Raw genomic sequence first — 24,575 nt, forward strand, 5'->3', positions numbered from 1 at the left:
ATTTCTAAATTTCAATAGATATTCCAAAATAATATTATTTTTTAAATTCTATATTCTCTAAAAAATGAGACAATATAAAAAAAGAGTGGTATTTGAGATAGTCTCAAATATCACTCTCATTTTAGAATTCCTCATAAACAGCAGGATCTTGGTCCTTGTTACGTCCATCTGATTTAGTCAATGAATTAATTTTATCCATATCAGTATTTGATATTTCAAAATCAAAAATACTCAGATTCTCTACTTGTCTAATTGGCGACGATGACTTAGGAATTGGTACGGTTCCCAATTGATGTTCCCATCTCAAAATAATCTGACCAACTGACTTATTATATTTCTTACTTAATTCAATCAAAACTGGATTCTTTAATACAGAACTGGCGCGCCCAAGCGGACTCCAATCCATCGTGATAATTCCATTATCCTTATCAAATTTACGCATATCAGCCTGATTAAAATATGGATGCAATTCAATTTGGTTAATAGTCGGTAAAATACCAGTCTCTTGCTTTAATTTATTTAAATGTTCTGGCAAGAAGTTACATACACCAATTGATTTAACCAGACCAAATTTTTGCGCATCAATCAAAGCTTGCCAAGCTTCGACATACATTCCACGTTTGGGATTAGGCCAATGTAACAAATAAAGGTCAAAATAATCTAAATGTGCTCGATAAAGTGATTCTTGCAAAGCAGCAATCGCATCATCAGAAGCATAGTATCTACCAGGTAATTTAGAGGTCACAACTAATTTATCACGATCAATGCCACTTTCAGAAATAGCACGACCTACAGCACCCTCATTTTCATAATTATAGGCCGTATCTAGCATTCGATACCCATTGTTAATTGCAGAAACTATACTTTGAACACCTTTACGTCCATTTAATTTGTAAGTCCCAAAACCTATTTCAGGTATTACTTGTCCATCATTTAATTTGTACATCAACATTCACTCCTTTATAAGTCAATATTAACGTAACTCTTTTTAATCAATCAAACAATTAATTTATCACATAAAAAAAGGCCCTACATCAAAGATGCAGGACCAGAAACCATTCCATAGAAATCTTTGGAATGTATGAAACAGTTTTGTGCGGATAGGCTATACCCGCATCTATTATAATAGCACACTATTCCTAAACTACAAAGCTAATCATTAGCCATTTGATAAATTTGTTTAACAAATGGCTTAACATCCGCTGCTTTTCTAGAGTAATTCTCTAAAGCTACAACTGCCGTTTTACCATCATCAGAAATATGAACTACTCCCTGGAAACCATATCCCCAACCGTTAGCATAATTATCATCCTTACCATGATACATACCACCGCCATAAGTACTGATACTTCCGGGAACAAACAATTCATCGCGTGACTTCTTCGTCAACATGGAACCATTCATGATATATTCTTCAGCTTTATACAAATCATTGGCACTCATGAAGACTTGTCCAGTACCTAATTCATCGTACTCATAATATCTCTTAGTATAGAAGATATTTTGATAATCCATCTTGATCGACAAAGGATTAGGGTTGTTATATCCAATTGCTTTAACAACGTCTGGAGAATAGTCATAAGCAAAGATAGTATGTTTGAGATTTAGTTTATTAGTATATGTCTCCGTGAATAATTGTTGATAAGTTTTACCAGTTACTTTTTCCAAAATACCACAAAGTAGATTGAAATTAATAGCTTGATAATTCCACTTATCATGTAATAGACTGATATATTTTGTATTCTTAATATCAGCATTGATAATTTCTGAATCTGACATGACTCTGTATGGTCCAACGTCCCCCTTCAGCATTAAGCCTGACGTCATAGCCATCATTTGTCTGAGTGTTATGTTATTACTACCTGGAACTTCGGGATAAAATTGTGACAATTTGTCATTCAAGCTCAATTTGTTTTCTTGAACTAATTTCATAACCATTGCCGCTGTTAAATTCTTCTGAATCGAATCTATTTCATACGATGTTTCATCATTATTATAAAGACTAGTACCGTAATTAGAATATCCTCGACTAGTTTCAAATATCGGCTTACCATTCTTTACAACCAATAAACTGCCGGAAAAGCCTTTTTGATCAAGAATCTTATTGGCCTTTTGAGCAAACTCATCAGTGTAATTTGTATCAACCAAACTATCTACACATGCAGTCGATGGTGCAATACCAAGCAAGGCAGATGAAAGCATTAAAATGGGTAAAAACATTTTTTTCATAATATTCACCTTAAAACCTGTTTGAATACCTTCCTTAATTGTTAAGTATAGATTATTTTTCAAAAAATTAATAACATTTTAGTCAAAATTTTCTGTCTACTTTCACTAGAATCATTGCAATATGGTAGAATATAGCCAATAAGAAATGAAGGAGATTTAAATGAAAACAATAATAATAATTGCCATTATTTTAGTGATAATTGTCGCCTATGCGGGCATGTACAATAGTTTGGTAAAATATCGCAATCGTGCTCGTGAGTTCAGTTCTCAAATCGATGTTCAGCTAAAACGTCGTACTGACTTGATTCCTAACTTAGTCGAAACTGTCAAAGGTTACGCTACACATGAAAAGGAAACACTAGCAAATGTTGTTGCTATGAGAAACAATGTTACTAACGCTGACAGTCTCCAAGATAAGGTTGAGGCCGACAACGCTTTGACTGGTGCTTTAAGACAGGTTTTTGCTTTAGCTGAAAGTTATCCAGATTTGAAAGCTAATCAACAGTTTTCACAATTAATGGAAGAACTTTCAAATACTGAAAATAAAGTATCTTATGCACGTCAAGCTTACAATAGTCAAGTTCAGGCTTATGATACCGCTATTGAAACATTCCCTCGTAATCTTATTGCTGGTATCCATGGATTCAAGGAAATGGACTTTCTTCAAATTCCTGACGCTGAAAAAGCCGCACCTAAGGTTAAATTTTAATCAGGTCTTCCTATGATTTATGAACAAATTGACCGTAATAAACGTAAAACTTACTTTATTTTCTTTTTCTTCTTTTTGTTACTAGCGGCTTTAGGTAGTTTTATCGGTGCTTATTTCTTTGACAATATCTATTCAGGTATCGTTATTGCATTGGTAATCGCTATTGTCTATACACTGATAACTTATTTTCAATCAACTAGTATCGTCATGCAGATGAATGGTGCTAAAAAATTGGAATCGGCCAAGGATGCTCCTGATCTCTGGCATATTGTAGAAGATCTCTCAATGGTTGCTGATATACCTTTACCAGATATTTATATTATTGATGATCCCAGTCCCAATGCTTTTGCTACCGGACGTGATCCCCAACATGCCGCTGTGGCTGTTACCACTGGTCTTTATCAAATGATGAATCGTGAAGAACTCGAAGGCGTTTTGGCTCATGAGATCTCTCATGTTAAAAATTACGATATTCGAGTATCAACAATTTCTGTAGCCTTATCTTCAGCCATCATTTTGATTTGCTCAATTATCGGTAATGCCTATCGTTGGTGGATTCCTATGGATCGTGACGATCGTGATAACAACAATTCTGGAGCTATCCGAGTCGTTCTTTGGCTAGTAGGTTTAGTCTTCGCTATTTTGGGACCATTGATTGCTAGTTTAGTTCAAATGGCTATTTCTAGAAATCGTGAATACTTAGCCGATGTATCCGGTGCTGAATTGACTCGTAATCCTCAAGGATTGATCAATGCTCTGGAGAAATTAAAGGAAAGCACTAAACCAATGCGCCGAGTTGACGACGCAAGTGCATCCTTGTATATCGATGATCCAACAAAAAAGAAACACTTCTCAGGACTTTTCGATACTCATCCACCTTTGGATGATCGTATTGCTGCTTTGAAAAAAACTTTTGAATAGTATAAAAATAGCTCACTCAACTTTTATGGTTAAATGAGCTATTTATTTTAAATAAAATCATGACCAACAAAACCGGTCTTATCATCATCAGTAATAGGACGAATAACCTTACAAGGATTACCAGCGGCGATAACTTTATCAGGAATATCATGTGTTACAACACTACCTGCGCCTATAATCACATCATTTCCAATTATCACTCCTGGCAAAACCGTTACATTAGCAGCCAACCAAGTGCGGTTACCTATCGAAATTGGTTTGGCAATACACCCACCAATTTCACGCTCTTTAGCATCAAACAGATGATTACTAGTATACAAACCAACTTTAGGTCCGAACAATACTTTATTTCCTATCGTTACTTTCGCTCCATCCAGAATGACACAATCATAGTTTGCGTAAAAATCATCACCGACAAAAATATTACGTCCAAATTCACAACGAAAATTAGGATTAACAAATGGTGCCTTACCCGCTTCACCAAATAATTGACGAACTAATTTTTCTTTCTTTGCTTCATTACTTTCGTTATTAATTTTAGTGGTTAATTCCGTTGATTTTGCTCTAGCATCAACCAATAATTGATCCAAATCATCATATGGACGTCCGGTTGACATATATTGAAACTTTTCATCTAAATTCATCTTTCTTTCCCCCATTTTGCACATTAATACTTATTAAGTGAATTTTATCATGAATTAATATAATTTTTCTAATTAGTCAAGGTAATTCCGAATTAATTTTTGTGATTCGGGAAATAATGTTCTAGATTTCTGAAAATATATGATAAAATCATACATGGAGATTTCCAAAATCTTCATAGTAAGGGGAACGATTTTATGTATATGTTATTACTTGTTTTATTAGGTGCCATCGTGTTGTTTACAACATTCATGGTCAAGCCTAAAAAACGCCTGCACCGCAAGCTGGTATCTTTAGGATTACTACTGATTGTGGTTGGTGGTTCAGGCGTTTACGAATCCTACCAAAATAATGGGATTGGAACTGGTGATAATCCGAAGCAAGTTGAAAAGAGCAAAACTTATTCGAGTTCTAGTCTGGCCAATCTGAATTACAATGGTAGCCAAGAAATAGAAGTTAATAACAATACGCCTACTTTTACAAAATCCGAACTAAATGTCTCAAATGGTCCCTGGCAAGAATTCGCCGATTTAGATAACCTAAACCGTGCAATTCAAGCTGATGCACTATTAAGCAAGAGCTTAATGCCTACTCAAAAGCGTGAAGCACTTTATGTTAATCCAACTGGTTGGCACAATAAGCGTATCAAGGGTGGCTGGCTATATAATCGTTCACACCTTATTGGTTATCAATTAACAGGACAGAATAATAATCCTAAGAACTTGATGACCGGTACTCGTTCTCTGAATTCACCAGAAATGCTCAAACACGAAAACGATATTGCCTACTACCTAAAGCAAAATCCTAGCAACTATATCAGATATCGGGTTAAACCGATATATCGTAATGATGAATTGGTTGCACGTGGTGTTCAAATGATGGCTGAATCAATGACTTCATCAGGTCAATCAGATAAAGCAGTATCTTTCAATGTGTATATTTTTAACGTTGAAAAGGGTGTTAAGATTAACTATAGCGATGGTACAAGTGTAGTTAATAATAATTATTAAGGAGATGGTCGTAGTGCAATATAGTACAGGAGATAAAGAAGTTTTCGATCTAATCAAAAAGGAAGAAGAACGACAAAATAGAAATATTGAGTTGATTGCTTCCGAGAACCTTGTTTCTGACAATGTTAGAAAAGCTCAAGGATCAGTTTTAACAAACAAATATGCTGAAGGTTATCCAGGGCATCGTTACTATGGTGGTTGTGAATACATCGATCAAATTGAACAAATTGCTATTGATCGTGCTAAGAAATTATTCAATGCTGAATATGCTAATGTTCAACCACATTCAGGTTCACAAGCTAATGCCGCAGCTTACCAAGCAGTTCTAAAACCTGGTGATTCTGTTTTAGGTATGGATCTTAACGCTGGTGGTCACTTGACACACGGCTCAAAAGTTAACTTCTCTGGTAAAATGTATAACTTCCATTCATATGGTGTTAACGCTGAAGGTTTCATCGATTATGATGACGTTCAAAGAATTGCTGAAGAAGTAAAGCCAAAACTTATCGTTGCTGGTGCTTCTGCATACAGTCGTATCATTGACTTTAACAAATTCCGTGAAATTGCTGACTCCGTTGGTGCTTACCTAATGGTTGATATGGCCCACATCGCTGGACTAGTTGCTGTTGATTTACATCCAAATCCAGTTGGCGTTGCTGATATCGTTACAACAACTACTCACAAAACTCTTAGAGGTCCTCGTGGTGGTATGATCCTTGCCAAAGCTGAATTAGGCAAAAAGATCAACTCTGCTATTTTCCCAGGAACTCAAGGTGGTCCACTAGAACATGTTATTGCTGGTAAGGCCGTTGCTTTCGGTGAAGATCTTCAACCTCAATTCAAGGATTATATGGAACAAGTTGTGAAAAATGCTGCAGCTATGGCCAAAGTTATCAATGATGCTGACAACCTATCAGTTTTAACTGGTGGTACAGACAATCACTTGCTAAACGTGGTTCTAACTGAAACAGATATGAATGGTATGGAAGTTCAAAACCTTCTTGATACAATTCACATCACAACTAACAAGGAAGCTATTCCTAATGATCCATTACCTCCTAAGTACACATCTGGACTACGTCTAGGTACTCCTGCTATCACATCAAGAGGCTTTAACGAAGAAGATTGTGAAGAAGTAGCACGTATTATTGTTGACGCTATTAAGTATCACAATGATCCTGAAGAATTAAAGAAATTAGATGCTCGTACAAAAGCACTAACAGACAAGCATCCTATCAAATAGTAATTACTAAAACAGAGCTGAGGCTCTGTTTTTTTTGTTGACATTTTAATTTGTAATAGTTATTATAGGTTTAAACATTTAAACCTATAAAATTAAGGAGATCAATATGGCTGAAGAAACAATGAACCTTTTTCGAAAAGGTATGCCCATCTTTGGTATCTTTCAAGATGAGAATCGTCAGAAAATAATTTTGCTACTATGTAAAAATAAAGAATTAACTGTCAATCAAATTACTGAACAAATTAACTTATCACGTCCGGCCGTCTCCCACCACCTCAAATTAATGCTAGATGCTGGTGTTATCGCTGTAAACAAAGTCGGTAAAGAACGTCTATATCGTGTTTCACTAGATGACACAGTTCAACTGCTCAAAGATTTAACTGTTTCACTTGAGAATAGTATTTCATCTAAATAGGATGAAATTTATTTTTTGCTCAATAGGTTCAAATGTTTAAACTTATTATTAGGAGAATATTATGACAACTATCTTTACACCCTTAACTTTAAAAAATGGTACTACAATTAAAAACAGATTTGCTAAGGCCGCTTTAAGCGAAACCTTAGGTGACAAAAACTATCAACCAACGAAAGAACTCATCTCCCTTTATCAAAAGTGGGCTCTAGGCGGTACTGGTCTTCTTATTACTGGAAATGTTATGGTCGACCGCAATGCCCGTGGTGAATATGGCAATATTGTTGTTGATCGTCAGCAGGATTTGAATTTATTAAAGAAGTGGGCTCTAGCCGGAACCACGAATGATACCAAAATTTTCATGCAATTAAATCATCCCGGTAAACAGTCCCCTAAAACCATCAGTAAACAACCAGTTGCTCCTAGTGCCGTTCCCATGACTGGTTCTAACGGATTTGCCTTCAATACGCCTAGAGCTTTAAGTATTGCAGAAATTAAACAAATCATTAACAAGTTCACCGAAGCCGCAGCTATGGCACAACAAGCTGGTTTTTCAGGAGTCGAAATCCATGCAGCTCACGGATACCTTTTGAACCAATTCCTTTCACCACACGATAATCAACGAAATGATGAATACGGTGGCACATTGAAAAATAGAATGCGTATCTTAACCGAAATTTACACTGGTATTCGCGAAAAAGTTGGCCATGATTTCCCAATTGCTTTAAAAATCAATTCATCCGATTTCCGTTCAGATGGATTCTCTGAAGAAGATTCACTTCAAGTAATTCAAAAAATGGACCAATTAGGTATCGATTTGATTGAAATTTCTGGTGGTAATTACGAAAATCCTAAAATGCAAGGAATCGGTAAAGGTGCTTTCTTCATTGACTACGCTCAAAAAGTAAAACAGATTATTTCAACTCCAATAGTTGTTACAGGTGGTTTCAACACGGCCATCGGTATGGAGAATGCTATTCAAAATAACGAAACTGACTTTATCGGATTAGCCCGCCCTCTAGTCATGGTGCCTGACTTGCCTAACCAATTAAAATGGGGTAACTTTACTTCTGTAAAACTACATCATTTAACTACTGGTTCAAAAAAATTGGATAAAAAAGTGGGTTCATTGATTGGTTTAAGTTTCTATCAACAACAAATGTTGCGCATTGCTGAAGGTAAAGCAATTCAACATACAACCAATGCTTGGGGAGCTTTGCTGTTCTCCCTCAAACATCAAGGATTATCCGCTTTAATGCCACAACGAGATAAGGAGTAACTCATGAAAAAGATTCTAGTTGTTTTAACAAATACAATTGAATATAAAGGCACTGACCAAGCTACCGGACTCTGGTTAGGTGAAGCCACCGAATTCGTTGATGAAGTGACTAAAGCTGGATTTGAAGTCGACTACGTTAGTCCCAAAGGCGGTTTCGTTCCTCTTGATCCTCGCAGTTTCAAATATACCGACAAATCTACCATGGCAATTTACAGTAGTTCTGATTTTCAACAACGAGCCTTAACTAATTCATTGAAACCAACACAAATTCAACCCGAAGATTATCAGGCCATTTATTATACTGGCGGACACGGAGTTATGTGGGACTTCCCTACCAATCCCGAATTGCAAAGTATTACTAAGAAAATTTATCAACAAGGCGGCTTCGTAACCTCCGTCTGTCATGGCATTGCCGGTTTACTCAACGTTAAAGATGATGACGGCAATTACTTGATTGCTGGTAAAAAAATCACTGGCTTTACGACTGCTGAAGAAATTTTAGCTGGTAAAAGAAAAGTTGTGCCCTTCCTCAATGAAGAAGTTGCTAAAATGCACGGTGCCAATTTTCAAAAGAAACGTGCCTACAAAGAATTTGCTATTCAAGATGGTCAACTTATCACCGGACAAAATCCATTCTCCGCTAGAGCCGTTGCTAGAATATTAATTGAGAATAATTAAAAACAGGTCTCATCAAAATTAATTGGTGAAACCTGTTTTAGCGTATTAATAAATAAACTCATCTTTTTTTTCTTTTAATTGCGTTTCTTTTTTACGCTTCATCAAGTATCCTTCCTCATTTTCTAAATATCTCTTATGTTCTATATAATCTAATCCCTTGATGCTATCTTTTAAATCACGTATAAAACTAATTTTATCATCAATCAAGGGTACCTCACTACCATACGAACTACTAAAATCTGGGAATAGCCTTAATTTCTTGAATAAACCAACATTATTGGATAATTTAATAAAATACAATAACAACCTAATCTTCTCATTTGGAAAACAATAGTAGATAGTTTGAAAAATATTATTCATTGAACTTATATCATCAAAATTATTTTCAATATAGTCTTCTACCCAATTAATTTTTTTATTATTAATAATAACATCATCCGAATTCAAAAATATCTTTTTACTTACCTCCTCTAGTGCCATATAGTTTCTAGTAATATTGAAAAAGCAGTCGTAAACAGGCCTGTAAAAGGAATCTATATATTCTTTATAATTCGGTAATAACCAGATCTTCTTGAATAACTCTATGAACAAATCGTTCTTAATTATTTTCTTATTATTCATCAGATATCGATTCCAATAATCTACATCATTAGTAATTAATTTAAATAATAATATACCCATGTAATCAAAGTCTGGCTTGTCATCTAATATATATAACTCTTTTAACAATCTCTGATTATTCTCGAATAACGATAATAATTTAGAAATTTCTTGTTCACTATCAATATTCCTAAACATTGAATCTACCATTAATACATTATTATCAGAATTTAAAATCAAATTTGATAATTCTTCAAGAAAACCTGTATCCTCTTTTATATTCTTTTCCAATTCATTGATTCTAGGTATTAATGGCTGCTTTTCTTTAGCCTGTGATCTAATATAATCTAACAAAATATCTTTATTAAAAGAAACTGGACTTCTTTCAAAGAAATCACAAAACCATACATTTTTATCCTCTAAATTATTATTTTCTATAAGTTTTAATCCTAAGTAGATATCAGAGTGATTAATGATTCCATCTATCACTTCAACACGTACATTGGATTCATATGGTATGTCATTTTCAAAATATTTTTGTACAACCTTGAGATAGAAATCATTATTCTCCATCTTTATTATTCTAAATACCCATGATAAAGCAGATCCTATTTCATATCCGGATACACTATTATTCTTAAATTTCTCAATTTTTTTCATAATAGAAAATAAGTGACCAAATTTTTCTAAATTATAGTTTTTAATCACAGATTCTATTAATCTATATTTATTTGCTTGTTTTCTCTCATAGTCTTTTCCAATACATTTTTGAGAAAAAGCCTCATAAATTTTAAAATCTAAATTACTTTTATAAGCATCCATTACACCGTTATATTCTATTTTTCTTTTTTTGGCTTTTGTTACTAATTTATACATAACAATTGCCTGTTCCAAATTAGGATTATTCCACTTTACAAAAAAATCATCACTAAGGCATTTTAAATCCCATTCAAATATAGGAACGAAGTCACTATTTTCTTTATTCACCGCTGTCCCGAAATTAGTCATCATTATATGATATATTTTGTTCTTTAATGATTCATTCTCCTTAAAAATCGTACACAACGTCGACCAAATAAATGCTCTCAGTTTCTTACTACCTTCACTATACGTAATATATATCGTGTAGATGTCCACTGATCTAATATTATATGAAGATTCTATATTTTGAAATTCAACAAATAAGAATTCTTTTACAATCATTAAATAAAAATAAATTCCATTCTTTTTATTAGCTTCGTTCTCAACCACTAAATATTTCCATAACCATTTTATTAACTCATTTTCTCTCAAATAATCGTCCTTATAGGAATGCGTATCAAATTTCATTTCATAAGTAAAAGCTAAATAAACATCTAATGCCAGGTTTTGCTTTTCGTTAAAAATTTTACAGAGCAGTTCTACTGCCTCTTCATAATAAGGTGTATCTTTAAAATTTCCCAATAAGCTAATATATTCATTGTTTATTGTTTGATTTTTATCTTTTTCTGAAAAATCTAATTTTGATACATCAACTTCTTTAGACTCTAACTTTTTTATTCGTTCATTTATAATTTCAAGTGTTTTTCCCGGGTTTAATTGATAGAAGTCTTTCATATATATTTCCTGAGTACTCTCATCTGATTCAATCCATGCTTCATTAACCTGATCTTTAATATAATTTCGTACTTCTTGATTTGAAAAAATGGAGAATAGTGTATTAAGTGCATAATTAATTCTTGTCATATACTTAGGAAATCCATATTTTAATATCTTTTTTATACCTATTCTTTTTTTATCTATCAATATATAACGTAATAAATAATCTCCAAAACTTTGATCATTTATTTTTACCAGCTGATTCAAATATATATCTACAATTTCTTTTTGACTTAACGATTTACAAATATCATTGAATTCTGTAATACTTATTTGAAATTCATTTAATATTCTTTTAGCAAAATCATCTTTTGATATACTAATATTGGGAAGTAAGGCTATCACAAATAATGTAATTAAGTCTTTATCCTTCAACTTTTGAGCTTCAATAATATAACTATAATATGATTTTAAAATATCATCCGGAATTTTATGCTGCTCTACTACACTTAGACCGGCCATCAGTGCTGCTCTAACATTTCCCTTTGCCAAAGAACATATATCATCAAGAACTTCACTATCTTTTATACTTAGATTTGTTTGAATTATATTTCTAATTTCTTTTTCCTTGAATCTATTCAATATAATTTCATGATTCTTCAAATCAAAAAATTTTCCAATCTCTTTGACAAGTGAATTTTTAGCATAATCTCTTACTGTCATTAGTAATTTTATACTTGTATTTTCAATTGGATTTTGAACTCGATCCAATATGAAATCCAAACTAGTTGTCATATTGGCATCATCTATAAAAAGCAAATATTTTCCAGAGGTCGTAGTATAGAAACGTATATCATCAAATAGTTCTTGACCATTATTTGTTATACATAAAACATTATATCCATCCCTTTCAAACTTTTTACAAACTTCTATTGCTAATCTGGTTTTGCCAACTCCTGCATTGCCACTAATTAGTGTAACTGCCGACTGATTTATTGACTCTTCCACATTAGATAACTCTTCCGTTCTATACTTTAATTCAAATTTTAAGGGAGTGTTAATTTTATTCCGATTATATCTTTCTATAAAGTCTCCAATATTAAAAATTTGCTCTGTATCTGGACTAATATTTAAATATTCATTTGCAATTGACACATATTTGTATCTTAGATCATGTGATACAGTATCTATACCTATAAGTTCAATTTTCACACTTGGAATTAATTCCTTTAAATTTGAGATTTGCTCAATTCTTAAATTTGTAGATGTATATGCACATATAATCTTTTTTATCTTTGACTCAGGTATGTCTAATTTGTTTTTATTGAAGCACGACAAAATATCGTCTTTAATTTTATCAAAGGGACGTTCCTTTACTGATCCATACATGATTAAAATATAAGTCCCATCATCACATAAACTGTACGTATCTGGTATACCTTTAGTAACTTTATTAGAACCTGTACGAGAACCTAGAGTCTGTATATTTTTAAGATTGAGCTTTTTATAAAAGTAAGCATCCATCATTTTTTGATACTCACCACCACTTAATCCTAAGATGGCTCTTTGAATTTCATTTACTCTACTCACAGAATTACACCTAATATTCTTTATTATTCTTATTGGATAATCATTATACAATGATTATTGCATCCTTACAAAATAGGTCTCACCAATAAATTGGTGAGACCTATTTTACATATCAAGGAATAATATTTTTTATCTTTTTTATGCTTCAAATATCACTCTCTTATCATCAAAATTCAAGACATGTCTAGTTATATTGGCACAACCACCTAATAATGTTGCCCTATTCACATCTTCTATCAAAGAAATTCCACTTGATGGCCAAAACATACTTTTCTTTAATTGAGAATTTGGTCTGTCCAATAATTCAGGAATAACATGCAGTAGACGTGAATTATAAACTATTTTTTGCGGATCAAAGGATAACATAATATTCTGGGTAAGCATCGTTAAGTAGTAATTAAACTCATTCAAAATATCGGTCGTTTCAGCATCTTTTTTACAATATAAATCTGCAATATCTTCAAAACTTAGACTTTCATTATCCTTTAAAAGCCTAAGTTTTTTCAATACATTCATCTCTGAACAATAATCTTCAAAGGTTTTTACATGACCGTCATTATTTGATACAACTATATGCCCCACTTCACCTGCTTCACCACAAGATCCCGTATACAGTTTATTATTTAATATAATTCCGGCACCAACTCCACGATGAATACTGATACAAACCATATTCACATCATCATAATGATCAATAAAATCACGTTCAAAAACAACAGATAAATTGGCTTCGTTTTCGATGATAATTGGTACTGAAAAACGCTTTTTTAGTTCACCATATATATCTACTGATTCCAAATTCAATTGTGGTGAATAAATAATTTTTTTATCATTTATCACACCATGAAAAGCCAATGATATTCCCAATAATCCATTCACAGTATTAATACGTATTTTCTTAATTTTATTACAAAGCATATCTATTCTTTCGAGAATAGTATTATTCCCTGTATCCATATGAACTACTGAAAGTACCTCACCATTAATCTTATTTATCATAAAATCCATATAATCGTAAGCAAAGTCAATTGAAATGGTATATCCGTAATTTGGGTTCAACATTAACATTGTTGGTTTCCTACCACCATTATGGGTACTACTTCCCCTACCAGTTTCAACGATGAGTTGCCTTTTTATTAAGGTTTCCACGATTTCCGAAATAGTTACTTTATTGATTCCAACTTTTTTAGATACATCACTTCTCGAAATATGTCTTTCATTTAAAATTGTTTGTAGGACCTTCTCTGTATTTAATGCTCTAACATTTACTGTTGACATGAAATTACCACTCTTATTCTAATGACACATTTTGTTTAAGATCTCCGACAGAAATCATTACGCTTTCAGGAATAGTATATTCATTACTTGCATTGATATAACTTAATTCATTCAACTTCTCTTTAAATTTGACTGTCATTGAAGAATTTGCATCTAAATATACCTTCTCAAAATCAACCATTCGTTTAATTGCTCCAAAAACTCCTATTGTTTTTGCACTCGAGAATAGTAAAACAGACTCTTTAACACTGAATTTACTATCATTTGACAACTTTATCGAGACTGAAATGTAATCATCTATTCTTGATACATTCAAATCTTTATATGACAAATTACCATAGTGTTTACCAAAACCAAATGGATAAGCGGGGGCACCACTTTCATCATAATAATTATCATTTTTTGCTATGGCCCTTTGATAATAATAGACTGGTAGCTGTTCACTATTTACAGGATAACTAACACTTAACTTACCATTAGGATTATAAGTTCCATCAATAATATCCGCTATAGCTTTGCTACCCATCTGACCAGGATACCAAGATACAAGTAAAGCATCTGTCTTTCCTATTAATCTAGAAATATCATATGGTCTTCCCTGAACGAGGATTGTTATAACAGGTTTATTAAGTCTAGAAATTTCACTTATCAATTTTTCCTGTGCTCCCCCTAAGATCAAGGAAGCAACATCAACATTTTCGCCACTATCCATATTGATTCCTTTAGATGAAACCGCACCATTTGCTAAGAATTTCATATCGAAGTTTCTAGTACTTGATCCCCCTAAGGTAAGAATAATAACGTCACTTTTAGAAGCCAATTGAACTGCTTCAGATATCATATCTAATGATTCTGCTGTATCCCTTATATCGCAACCTTTGGCAAATGAAACATTTAGAAATTTTTCCTTTAATGAATTATAAATTGTATTTTTCTTTGCTTTTTCTGTTTGAGGGGCAGTATAGTCCCCCAACATGTTATATAGACTATTTCCATTAGGACCAATAACAGCAATCTTTTTGTTTTTATTTAATGGTAATATATTTCCTTTGTTTTTCAATAATGTGATGCTTTCATGTGCCACTTCTAAATTAACTGCTTCCGAATGTTTAACTGTTTCACTATATTCTTGTTCACTCGATTCTACGTATGGATGGTCGAACAAACCTAACAAGAATTTAATACTTAATACTTTTTCAACCGCCCTATCCAAATAACTCATTACATCTGGATGTTTATCTAGAGTCTTTTCGATACTCATGAATGTATCATCCCAAAGACTTAAATCTATCCCTGCTTTTAATGCAGCATATGCGGCCTCTTCTTTGGTTCCATAAATATCAACCAGTCTATCCAGAGCAGTCCCATCGGACATAATCATCCCTTTAAAACCATTTTGCTTTCTTAAAAATTCTGTCAATAAGTTCTCATTGGAATGACATGGTATACCGTCAATATCATTATATGCAGCCATAATTCCAACAGCATTCCGAGTAGAATATGCTAATTTGTCATAAACCTGATGAAACTCTCTATTTCCAATATTTACAGAGCCTGAATTATGTCCACCTAACGTCTCACCTTGGGCAATGAAGTGTTTCAAAATAACACCAACCGTACGCTCATCAGGTACTTTATTATTTAAATAATCTTCATCATCCTTTATTAAGGATCCTTGAAATCCCTTAACTATAGATTCAGAAAATCGGGCGCTCAATAATGGATCTTCACCAAAGCACTCTTCCGTTCTTCCCCATCTAGGATCCTTTGCTAGATCCAATGTAGAAACTAGTGCTAAATTTATACCTTTAATTTTTAATTCATTTGCTTCAGCTTGAGCCATTTCTCGCATTAAATCGGTATTAAAACTATTTCCCTTACCAAGGTTAGTTGGATAAGAAATACTACCTAAACCTTGATGTCCATGCGGACACTCTTCTGAAAATAAAGTTGGAATACCCAATCTAGAATGATCAATCACATACTTTTGAATTTTATTGATTACTAAATAACTGTCTTGTGCTTCAATGCCTGTTTCATAATCAACCTTTGACCAAGGGTCGGCTCTTAGAACTCCATATAAAGATCCTAATCCTTTACCCCATTCGACATGTTCCTTCAGATAATCAGTTAATTCAAAGCCATTACTATCAGATTTTTTATAACATTTCCATCCATAAAGGTGCTGATTTATTTGTCCAATTTTTTCCTTTACTGTCATTCTTTTCATTAAATCAGAGACTCTTTTACGAATCGTTAAATCAGAATTTAAATAATCCTCCATTGATATCTCCTTGTTAACTAAGCCATATTTGTACTTGTACTGCTATCTTCGGTATCTTCAACTGATTCTTTTTCTTCTTTTGTACTAGAAACAATTTTTTCTTTATTCCCTGCAAGTACGAATGGAATGTAGATAAATGTATCCATTACAAATAATGCTACAGTTAAAATCGTAGCCGGAATATTACCTGCTGTTGATACCCATGTTTGAATAATAGGTGGAGTAATCCACGGTGCCATGGCAACCATTTTTCCGGCAAAACCAATACTTGTTAAGAAATAGGCAATAATCAAATTAAGTGATGGAACTATTGCTGCTGGAATCATGAATATAGGATTCATAACTACAGGTAAACCAAACATAATAGGTTCAGCTATATTGAACATACTTGGAGCAACAGCTAACTTTGCAATACTTCTATAATCACTACGTTTAGAAATAATAAAAATGGCAATAATCAATGGTAGCATACATCCACCACCACCGAGTAAACCATAACTACTTAGGAATGGAGCATTTACAATATTAGGAATGGCCTTGTGTGCTGCAAAAGCCTGCATATTCTCTTGAATAGATTGTAATTGTGGAGCGGTAGTTATTGGAGATAAAATACTTGATCCATGCAAACCAAATACCCATAATGTATCAGAAATAAATTGAATAACAATCATACCTGGAGCTGACAATACCAATCCCCTTAATGGTGTTTGAATTATAATATTTACCCAATCTGGAATACTTTTACCACTCATTGAAGTAATAGCAAATACTGGAATTGCAACAATGATAATAACTAACATCTCTGGAATCAGAGAATTAAAAGTTGATGCAACTGCCGGTGGAACGCCATCTGGCATTTTAATCTTTAATTTATCGAATTTGGATAATCTTACAAACAATTCTGTACCCAGAATTCCTGAAATCATTGCTAAAAATAATCCTGATGATGATGTCATTGATTGTAGATAAACACCAGTTGCCTTAGCAACTTTACCACTTAATAGTGGTACATCACTTGTAACAGGCATCATGATGAACATAAGAGCAACACTTAATCCACCCGCATGAATAGGACTAAACGCACCCTCTTTAATACTGGTATTCTTTAAATACCATTCACTTAAATTGGCACCGATATTGTATGCCACTAAAATTGCTAAAATACCTAATGTACCGTTATTTACTAAAACAGCTAAATCAGCAAATCTACTTAGATCTACTACTTTATTAACAGCTGCATTCGAAAACAAAAGTGCATTTAATAGAATAAAAAGTGAAGCCGCCATAATTAATGGCATTGTGACGATAAAACTATCACGAATTGATGTTAAATGCCTCTGATTATTTAATTTTGCTGCTACTGGTAGCAATTTATCAGAAAGCTTATCAACAAACTTCATAATGTTTCCCCCTTGTTTTAATTAGTTAGTTATCCTAACTAACAAAATAGTAAAGCGCTTACATAAAAATGTAAATACCTTTTTATGCATTTAATCAAAACCAAAAGGAACTTTATGTTAGTTATAACGATACACTATTACCTTGAATTGCATGTAAACATCTATCTAATTCATACGAATAAATTTTATAATCGTTTTAAACCATCCATCATATATTGATATATACCAATTATTAATTTTATTTTTTTATTCATTTTATGAATATACAAAAAGTCCAGAAGCAAACGCTTCTGGACTTTTCGTTTAGCTACGGATAAAGGGGTTTATCACGTACTCATAAATAAATATGGGAAAAATATTCGAAATCATCTGATTCCACTTAACAGTATATGACTTGCCAGTGTCACTATATGTCAAAATCCCACCTTATACGAAAATAATTGTATAAAGTGGAATTTTTCTAACATTTAATTTCTATTGAGAAAACTATTTAACGTCCTTTGCTGCAAGCCATTCATTAGTGGCAACTCGATACATTGTTTGACCATTAATTTGAGCTGTTCTGTCAGTTCTCCATGCAGTATCAGCACCTAGCACGCGGTTAGTAATTTTTTCACCCTTGCTGTTGTACAAAATTGCTTGTTTATTAGTCGTAATGACTGAATCCACTAACTTAATTTCCAAGCCGTTGTCTACTTTAACCCATTCGTTTGTAGCAACACGTAGATAAGTTACACCTTTAACGACTTTTTTCTGGTCAACTTTCCATGCAGTGTTCTTGCCTAGGCTAACATTGGTAATTAGCTCACCATTATCGTTATACAATTCTGTACCTGTTGTTGGTGTGTATACTGAACTATATGATGCAGCTGGTGTTGTTGTCTCATCGTTATTCTTATTTTCATCAGCAGTTGTTGAAGTATTTGTATTAGTATTCGTTGTATTTCCTGTATTTGTGTTTGATCCTGTATTTGTTGTATTTCCTGTGTTTGTGTTTGACCCTGTATTTGTTGAGTCAGTATCTGGTGGTAATACAACAACATCCTTAGAAGCTACCTGCTTAGAATTATCTCCCAAGTATTGATCCCACGTACCATTTCCTAGAATTGGATTTTCAACATAATGAACTCCAAAGTGGAAAGTTACACCTTTACCGCCTTTTTCTTCTAAGAATTGATCAATTTCATTGGGAGTCAAATTTCTCTTAATTGTTCCATCATTTGCGGTAGCTGTCGCAAAAACAGCATAATTATTTGCCTTATTATCATCATGCCTAAAGTAAAGGTCACTTCTATCTTTATTATCATTAAAATGCATGAAAAATTCATCTGTATTATGATTGTCTGGACTAAAAACTCCAAAAATATTAGTTTGAGGTGTCAAATCACTGGCATCAAGGTAAAACCATCCATCTGAACCAACTAGATATACCAACCCGTAATCATCGTTAGTAATCAAAGGCATGTCTTTAGTAACTTTAAAACTACTTTTCATCTGACTTTCCCATTTTTGGGCATCGGCTTTTTGAGCCGACGTTATATCTGTCGAATTAGAAAATCTTTCTTGCCCTGAATTGTCCGAGAGTATAGATGACATTTGATAAGCTTCATTACTTTCAGTCGTAGATGAAATTGGACTACCGTTTTTCGTATAAGTTGGAATACCATTTGGAAGGATAATTCCGGTAACAGCATTAGTCTTGGGATTCCTTTGCAATTTAGGTACTATGTATTCTTGATCCACTGAATATCCTTCAAATACAGGCATTCTTAATTCTTCATTATTGTCAAAGCCCTTCCCATTAACATAAACACTGTTATAGGAAATGTTTATTTGTTTACCATCTTTAATGGCTGGAAAAGTACCGGTTATACGACATTCACCTTTTATTCCAGTCCAATTATCTTCTACACTAGTTTTGTATACTTTACTAGTATTAGTAGTACTTGTCTTAGTATCTTCATTCACTGTATCTGCTTTAGCAGTAATTTCTGTTGTAGAACTGAAAACTGGTGCAGCAATTGGTGCGATGGCCAACAATGATGCAGCAGTAATCCCCATATATTTAACTCTTCTATTCAAAATTCCATTCCTCCATAACATTTCGTTTACTACGAAAGATTATCACAGAGGTGTGTCACAATATGACAATACAAGCGCTCCACTAAAATTTTTTTGAAATTTTATTTAATATTTTTTAAAGTCTTAGCTAGATGACCTAAATTATCTGATAAGGCTTTTTTTTCGTCTTCAGACCAACTCTCCAAAGCAGAATCAATCATCTTAACTCTGGTTTGATCCAGAATCTTTTTCAATTCTTCTCCTGACTCGGACAAGACAATTGAACGAACCCGTGCATCTTGTTCTCCGTCCTTTGTTGTAACCAACTGTTTTTGTTCCAACTTGTCGATCTGGCGACTGACACTAGAATGACTTTTACCCAAGATATTGGCTAAATCAGAGACGTTTGTCGGTTGCATGCGACCAATAGTCACAAATAGTTGAAATGACACTGCTTCTAAATCGACTCCAGCTTGTTTGATAAAAGCTTGATCACGGTCAGTTCGATTAAAAAATGAAACAATGGTCACTAATGATTCGATCAATTGATTGTCCATTATTTCATCACCACTACTGCTCGTGGATTCAATGGTGCTTGCCAAGCCTTTTCAATATCTGCCAAATCAAATTCATTTACTGGAATTTCTATCTTTTCTTGAGCTGCCCATTCGAACACGCCCTTAATTGCTGATAATAATTCAGACATCGTAGCACTTTTAACACCACTGCCCAAAATTTCAATAGCGGATGAACGCAAGACGGCTGATGGTAAAGCAATTTCGTTTTGACCAGCTGATGCTCCGATACTGACGAATTTGGTTACATGGTGACCACCGAACTTGGCTACTGCGGTCATAATGGCAAGTGCACTGTCGCCCCAAAGATAATCCAAGACAACGTCAACACCATCTTTAAATACCTCTGCCAAATCATTCGTTAATTGATTAGCACCATCGGATTTGTCCATATCAAAGGCAACTGCTTTATCAGCTTCTAGTTTAGCTAACTTTGTTGCATTTCTTCCAGTGACAATTACTTTCTTAGCTCCTAAATGATAGGCAATTTTGACAGCTAAACTTCCGGCAGTTCCTGTGGCACCATTAATCAAAACCGTTTGACCAGCTTGAAAATGTGCTCGACTAACCAAGGCAGCCCAAGATGACATCCCTGGATTAGCAATAGCGGCGGCTGTAACATCATCAATACCATCTGGTAATGACACCATGAGTTGCTTATTGATCAATGTTTGTTCAGCTAAGGACCCGAAGGGTGCATTAGTAGCTAAGAAATAAACTCTTTTTCCATCAACCTCACCTACTCCATCTGTCCCGGCCACGTTTGGATAAATATGATCGGCTGAATAATGATTTCCTAGAGCTCTCATTTTAGTTAAATTGCTTAAAGCTGACGCCTTAACATTTACAAGTACATTTTTCTCTTTAGCTTTTGGTTCTTCAAAAGTTGAATAAATTGGTGTAGTTCCCTTTTCTGTAACGATTGCTGCTTTCATAAATTAATTACCTCTTTTTTTAAATTTTATATTTTAATACATTATGTGTGTTTTGCACTTAATTAGATTAGCATCGATAGGTGCATAATGCAACTATTTTTTCATAAAAAAATAGACCTTATCAAAATTGATAAGATCTATTACTTTTTAATCAGTTGCGTCAGCTGTATTAGTAACTTTATTTTTAGATTTATGTTCATATCTATAATAAAGTGTGAATCCAACTAGACCGAAGACTACTGGTCCAATAATTGTCCAAAGAGCATCTGTATATGCGCCTTCCATAATTGGTTGGAGCAATGTAAAGATAATGGCGAAAGCCAAAACTAAGAAGACAACTATTGTAACAGTCCACATAGCTTTTTTATTCTTATAGAATAAATATGGTTTTTCAATATCTTTATTCATATTAAAGAATGGATATGCACCAACTAAGAACAAATATGGAACAGTCGTAGAAACATTAGCCATCAATGTCAAAACATTGTAAAGTGCTTTGGCATTCTTACCACCCATATCAACAATTAAAATAAGGACGATAACTACGGCAGCTTGAATCCACATTGCATAAGCAGGCATACCATGTTTATTCAACTTAGTAACCTTTGCAGGCCACAAATCTTTTGGTGTACCCAAGATGAATGACTTCAATGGTGAATAAATCAAAACAAAGAAAGCACCCATGTAAAGAACAAACATATCAAAACCAGTAAATCTAGCTAACCATTCACCTAAGGCAATGGCAGCGGCACTACCTAAACCAATATGGCTACCAAATTGATAACCAAGATTACTCATCATAACGTAAGTAATATTACCTAAGTTAACATTACCTTTGGCAATAACAGCGTTCCAATTAGCACTCATTGACCAACAGAAAATAGTTAATGAATAAACTAAAGCCATAATAACAGCCGCAATTAAAACACCACGTGGAAAATCTTTCTTAGGATTCTTCATACTATCAGTAACACCACCAACAGATTCCATACCACCGTATGCAAAGATTGCATAAACGATAAAGGAAACCATCCCTAGTGGTGAAGCAAATGCAGGATTAGCAGAATGGATAAATGTGTCTAAACCATTGATAGGTTCAGCCGTGTGGAATCCTGACATAAACAAAACTGCCAAACTTAAAACAAAGAAAATAACTTGTAAGGCAATTGTCATAATTCCACCAAAATTAGAAATCTTGGAAATTTTATCAATACCTTGTGAAGCTGTGTATGTAACAAATATGATCCAAAGAACAGCTAAGATACCAATAACTTGTGTGGCACTTAATCCAAATAATCCCCATGTTTGTGTGGCATCATGTCCTGCAAACATTGTTGAAAGTGGAATCCAAACTTTTGAAGAAGTCGACACTAGCCAAACTTCCCATGAAGCTAACCACATAAAAGTACCGATGAAAGCCCATTTTGCACCAACGGCTCCCTCGATCCAGGAATAAATTCCACCCTTTGCTTCATTAAAGGCAGCACCATATTCAGCTACCATGAATCCTACAGGTAAGAAGAATAGAAGTGCAGCGAAAATGTACCAAATAATACTTGCCAATCCCATTTGCTCGTAAGCAACAGTAGTATTAGCGAATCCAAAGATTGCCGTGAAAATCATCATTATTAATCCAAATAATGTGATTGTTTTTTTCGGCGAATTGCCATCATTCATTTTATAAAACCCCTCATTTAATTTTCAATGTACAAATTTTTACAAATTCATATCTGTCTTGAAGTTAAGAGGTGAAAAATCAGTCGAGTCCGTAATTAATTGAGCGATTAGCTCTTTATAACCATCAATTGAAAGTTTTGCCATTTCAAATGAAGCTTTTGTTAAATAATTAGGTAATTCCTCATCATCTTTGCTTGAAGCTTGCTCATCAAAATCATGCAACTTTTTACGTAACGTGATATTGATAGCCTCTTGCTTGTCTTGGAACATTTTTCCAAGTTCTTTATAATGACTGTCTAGTAAAACTCCAGCCAATTTGTAGGTCCAATAAGCTGACTTACTGTCGTATGGTAGTTCTCCAAGTTTGTACTCTTCAGGGGTATCTGTCATTCCCATATAGAAAGGAACATAGATACTTTGTGAAGCTACACCCATGGCTAACCAGTGCACACAAGCAATTTCAGGAGCCATATTAGGTCTTACTTGTAAGACATGTGACTCTTGTGTTTTAGCCAAACTAATTGGACGGAAACGTTTGTTATCCTTTGACTCATTCAATGGATCATAAGGCGTCTTTTGGAAATGTGAAGCCAAGTAATCTTGAGCATCATCGACACTCAATAAACGATTAGCCTTTTTGATAAAAGACAAGTTTTCACTTTCAGGACTTTCATCCGTCTTACCAGAAAACTCTTGTTGGCCCCACCAAACCCGTGGCGTACTATAAATCTCATCGGATAAAGTATGCGTTCCAAAAATTTCTCTAAAATTGAACGTATCTGGTTTAGCATTCAAGTGATTGTCAGAAACAAATTTTTGAATATCTTTGTGATACAAGAAATTCTTTTCATCGTCAAAGTCAATCTCTTGAATTGCTAATTGATTGGCTACCACAGCGTAGCTATCGTCGGGAATGCGCTGTGCTACCCAATAGTGACCTGATCCACTTTCGAAATACCAAACCTCATCTTTATCAGAGAAAAGGACTCCGTTAGTTTCACAAGTTCCGTATTTTTCAATAATTTCACCTAAACGCAAGACGCCTTCTTTAGCTGTCTTGATGTAAGGCAAAACTACTGTAATCATAGCTTCCTCACCAATACCATTTATCTCAAGAGGATCTGCACCTAAAACACGTTGATTAGAATAAGCACTTTCGGTAGCACTCATTCCAACTCCGTATTCATTAAAGCCATCCTCTTCGAATAGTCCCTCTTTTGAGGTCCATTCAGGAGTAGCGGAATATTTACTGCGAATCTTAGGTAAGTCCATTTGAAAATCATTGGCTTGAGAAACAAATTTTTGTTGCTCAGTAAATTCTTTATGTTCATGAATCACAAAATGCTTAGGCCAAGACGCTTTTGCATCCTCGTTTCTACCAATAATAGTAGAACCATCAACAGTTGCACCCTTACCAATCAAAATGCTAGTACATGCAGATAAAGAACTCTTGTTATACTCTAATGCCATCAAA

General features: G+C 33.8%; 19 protein-coding genes. 7 read left to right on the forward strand and 12 right to left on the reverse strand.

The features are described from left to right. Positions 1 to 121: 121 nt before the first annotated feature. Together ACI6PB_RS08140 and ACI6PB_RS08145 are read right to left on the reverse strand one after the other, a co-directional pair. Positions 122 to 952, reverse strand: coding sequence for an aldo/keto reductase (locus ACI6PB_RS08140; RefSeq protein WP_025084808.1), 831 nt, complete (start codon positions 950 to 952; stop codon positions 122 to 124). A gap of 200 nt (positions 953 to 1,152) precedes the next feature. Then, the gene (locus ACI6PB_RS08145) at positions 1,153 to 2,229 is read right to left on the reverse strand and encodes a serine hydrolase (RefSeq protein WP_025084809.1); all 1,077 of its coding nucleotides are present in this window, start codon (positions 2,227 to 2,229) and stop codon (positions 1,153 to 1,155) included. 160 nt (positions 2,230 to 2,389) lie between these two features. On the opposite strand from ACI6PB_RS08145, the gene ACI6PB_RS08150 reads away from it, so the two are divergent. Next, positions 2,390 to 2,938, forward strand: a complete 549-nt coding sequence (locus ACI6PB_RS08150; protein ID WP_025084810.1) for a LemA family protein — start codon at positions 2,390 to 2,392, stop codon at positions 2,936 to 2,938. 12 nt (positions 2,939 to 2,950) lie between these two features. Further along, positions 2,951 to 3,859 (forward strand): zinc metalloprotease HtpX, encoded by a 909-nt coding sequence (htpX, locus tag ACI6PB_RS08155; RefSeq protein WP_025084811.1) that lies wholly within the window; start codon positions 2,951 to 2,953, stop codon positions 3,857 to 3,859. Between the two features lie 47 nt (positions 3,860 to 3,906). Here the strand turns inward: htpX and ACI6PB_RS08160 are convergent, their stop codons facing one another. Continuing rightward, positions 3,907 to 4,503 (reverse strand): sugar O-acetyltransferase, encoded by a 597-nt coding sequence (locus ACI6PB_RS08160; RefSeq protein WP_025084812.1) that lies wholly within the window; start codon positions 4,501 to 4,503, stop codon positions 3,907 to 3,909. A 195-nt stretch (positions 4,504 to 4,698) separates the two neighbouring features. Here ACI6PB_RS08160 and ACI6PB_RS08165 point away from each other — a divergent pair, with 195 nt between their 5' ends. The 5 genes from ACI6PB_RS08165 (at position 4,699) to ACI6PB_RS08185 (ending at position 9,123) form a co-directional block, all read left to right on the forward strand. Then, the gene (locus tag ACI6PB_RS08165; RefSeq protein ID WP_025084813.1) at positions 4,699 to 5,511 is read left to right on the forward strand and encodes a DNA/RNA non-specific endonuclease; all 813 of its coding nucleotides are present in this window, start codon (positions 4,699 to 4,701) and stop codon (positions 5,509 to 5,511) included. 4 nt (positions 5,512 to 5,515) lie between these two features. Further along, entirely contained in the window at positions 5,516 to 6,754 is a 1,239-nt protein-coding gene (gene glyA / locus ACI6PB_RS08170; RefSeq protein ID WP_404327264.1) for a serine hydroxymethyltransferase, read from the forward strand. A 106-nt stretch (positions 6,755 to 6,860) separates the two neighbouring features. After that, entirely contained in the window at positions 6,861 to 7,169 is a 309-nt protein-coding gene (locus ACI6PB_RS08175) for a helix-turn-helix transcriptional regulator (protein ID WP_025084815.1), read from the forward strand. A gap of 61 nt (positions 7,170 to 7,230) precedes the next feature. After that, positions 7,231 to 8,445 carry an NADH:flavin oxidoreductase/NADH oxidase family protein gene (locus tag ACI6PB_RS08180; RefSeq protein ID WP_404327265.1) on the forward strand — a complete coding sequence of 405 codons (1,215 nt, stop codon included), beginning with the start codon at positions 7,231 to 7,233 and terminating at the stop codon, positions 8,443 to 8,445. A 3-nt stretch (positions 8,446 to 8,448) separates the two neighbouring features. Continuing rightward, positions 8,449 to 9,123, forward strand: coding sequence for a type 1 glutamine amidotransferase domain-containing protein (locus ACI6PB_RS08185; protein WP_404327266.1), 675 nt, complete (start codon positions 8,449 to 8,451; stop codon positions 9,121 to 9,123). A gap of 45 nt (positions 9,124 to 9,168) precedes the next feature. On the opposite strand, the gene ACI6PB_RS08190 is transcribed toward ACI6PB_RS08185, so the two are convergent. The 9 genes from ACI6PB_RS08190 to ACI6PB_RS08230 form a co-directional block, all read right to left on the reverse strand. Continuing rightward, on the reverse strand, positions 9,169 to 12,891 hold the full coding sequence (locus tag ACI6PB_RS08190) for a hypothetical protein (RefSeq protein WP_404327267.1): 3,723 nt from the start codon (positions 12,889 to 12,891) through the stop codon (positions 9,169 to 9,171). A 138-nt stretch (positions 12,892 to 13,029) separates the two neighbouring features. Then, complete coding sequence (locus ACI6PB_RS08195; protein ID WP_404327268.1) at positions 13,030 to 14,169, reverse strand: ROK family protein; 1,140 nt, start codon at positions 14,167 to 14,169, stop codon at positions 13,030 to 13,032. A 13-nt stretch (positions 14,170 to 14,182) separates the two neighbouring features. Beyond that, complete coding sequence (locus tag ACI6PB_RS08200) at positions 14,183 to 16,453, reverse strand: glycoside hydrolase family 3 N-terminal domain-containing protein (RefSeq protein WP_404327269.1); 2,271 nt, start codon at positions 16,451 to 16,453, stop codon at positions 14,183 to 14,185. Between the two features lie 17 nt (positions 16,454 to 16,470). After that, entirely contained in the window at positions 16,471 to 17,853 is a 1,383-nt protein-coding gene (locus ACI6PB_RS08205; RefSeq protein WP_404327270.1) for a PTS sugar transporter subunit IIC, read from the reverse strand. A 486-nt stretch (positions 17,854 to 18,339) separates the two neighbouring features. Then, on the reverse strand, positions 18,340 to 19,935 hold the full coding sequence (locus ACI6PB_RS08210; RefSeq protein WP_404327271.1) for an SLAP domain-containing protein: 1,596 nt from the start codon (positions 19,933 to 19,935) through the stop codon (positions 18,340 to 18,342). Between the two features lie 101 nt (positions 19,936 to 20,036). Next, positions 20,037 to 20,471, reverse strand: a complete 435-nt coding sequence (locus ACI6PB_RS08215) for a MarR family winged helix-turn-helix transcriptional regulator (protein WP_404327272.1) — start codon at positions 20,469 to 20,471, stop codon at positions 20,037 to 20,039. Then, a complete protein-coding gene (locus ACI6PB_RS08220) occupies positions 20,471 to 21,424 on the reverse strand; it encodes a zinc-binding alcohol dehydrogenase family protein (protein WP_404327273.1) in 954 nt (317 codons plus the stop codon). The genes ACI6PB_RS08215 and ACI6PB_RS08220 overlap by 1 nt, the downstream gene beginning before the upstream one ends. A 147-nt stretch (positions 21,425 to 21,571) precedes the next feature. Then, positions 21,572 to 23,101, reverse strand: a complete 1,530-nt coding sequence (gene yjeM / locus ACI6PB_RS08225; RefSeq protein ID WP_056955838.1) for a glutamate/gamma-aminobutyrate family transporter YjeM — start codon at positions 23,099 to 23,101, stop codon at positions 21,572 to 21,574. Between the two features lie 39 nt (positions 23,102 to 23,140). Further along, on the reverse strand, positions 23,141 to 24,571 hold the full coding sequence (locus tag ACI6PB_RS08230; protein WP_056951939.1) for a C69 family dipeptidase: 1,431 nt from the start codon (positions 24,569 to 24,571) through the stop codon (positions 23,141 to 23,143). Positions 24,572 to 24,575 lie beyond the last annotated feature (4 nt).

It is taken from the genome of Companilactobacillus paralimentarius (assembly GCF_963227125.1).
Taxonomy (GTDB): Bacteria; Bacillota; Bacilli; order Lactobacillales; family Lactobacillaceae; genus Companilactobacillus; species Companilactobacillus paralimentarius.

Bases quoted from the DNA above. Each gene is read 5' to 3' on its own strand.
- ACI6PB_RS08220 (WP_404327273.1), bottom strand. From the start codon at position 21,424: ATGAAAGCAGCAATCGTTACAGAAAAGGGAACTACACCAATTTATTCA.
- glyA (WP_404327264.1), top strand. From the start codon at position 5,516: ATGGTCGTAGTGCAATATAGTACAGGAGATAAAGAAGTTTTCGATCTA.
- htpX (WP_025084811.1), top strand. From the start codon at position 2,951: ATGATTTATGAACAAATTGACCGTAATAAACGTAAAACTTACTTTATT.
- ACI6PB_RS08140 (WP_025084808.1), bottom strand. From the start codon at position 952: ATGTTGATGTACAAATTAAATGATGGACAAGTAATACCTGAAATAGGT.
- ACI6PB_RS08215 (WP_404327272.1), bottom strand. From the start codon at position 20,471: ATGGACAATCAATTGATCGAATCATTAGTGACCATTGTTTCATTTTTT.
- ACI6PB_RS08175 (WP_025084815.1), top strand. From the start codon at position 6,861: ATGGCTGAAGAAACAATGAACCTTTTTCGAAAAGGTATGCCCATCTTT.
- yjeM (WP_056955838.1), bottom strand. From the start codon at position 23,101: ATGAATGATGGCAATTCGCCGAAAAAAACAATCACATTATTTGGATTA.
- ACI6PB_RS08230 (WP_056951939.1), bottom strand. From the start codon at position 24,571: ATGGCATTAGAGTATAACAAGAGTTCTTTATCTGCATGTACTAGCATT.
- ACI6PB_RS08150 (WP_025084810.1), top strand. From the start codon at position 2,390: ATGAAAACAATAATAATAATTGCCATTATTTTAGTGATAATTGTCGCC.
- ACI6PB_RS08145 (WP_025084809.1), bottom strand. From the start codon at position 2,229: ATGAAAAAAATGTTTTTACCCATTTTAATGCTTTCATCTGCCTTGCTT.
- ACI6PB_RS08205 (WP_404327270.1), bottom strand. From the start codon at position 17,853: ATGAAGTTTGTTGATAAGCTTTCTGATAAATTGCTACCAGTAGCAGCA.
- ACI6PB_RS08165 (WP_025084813.1), top strand. From the start codon at position 4,699: ATGTATATGTTATTACTTGTTTTATTAGGTGCCATCGTGTTGTTTACA.
- ACI6PB_RS08200 (WP_404327269.1), bottom strand. From the start codon at position 16,453: ATGGAGGATTATTTAAATTCTGATTTAACGATTCGTAAAAGAGTCTCT.
- ACI6PB_RS08185 (WP_404327266.1), top strand. From the start codon at position 8,449: ATGAAAAAGATTCTAGTTGTTTTAACAAATACAATTGAATATAAAGGC.
- ACI6PB_RS08180 (WP_404327265.1), top strand. From the start codon at position 7,231: ATGACAACTATCTTTACACCCTTAACTTTAAAAAATGGTACTACAATT.
- ACI6PB_RS08160 (WP_025084812.1), bottom strand. From the start codon at position 4,503: ATGAATTTAGATGAAAAGTTTCAATATATGTCAACCGGACGTCCATAT.
- ACI6PB_RS08195 (WP_404327268.1), bottom strand. From the start codon at position 14,169: ATGTCAACAGTAAATGTTAGAGCATTAAATACAGAGAAGGTCCTACAA.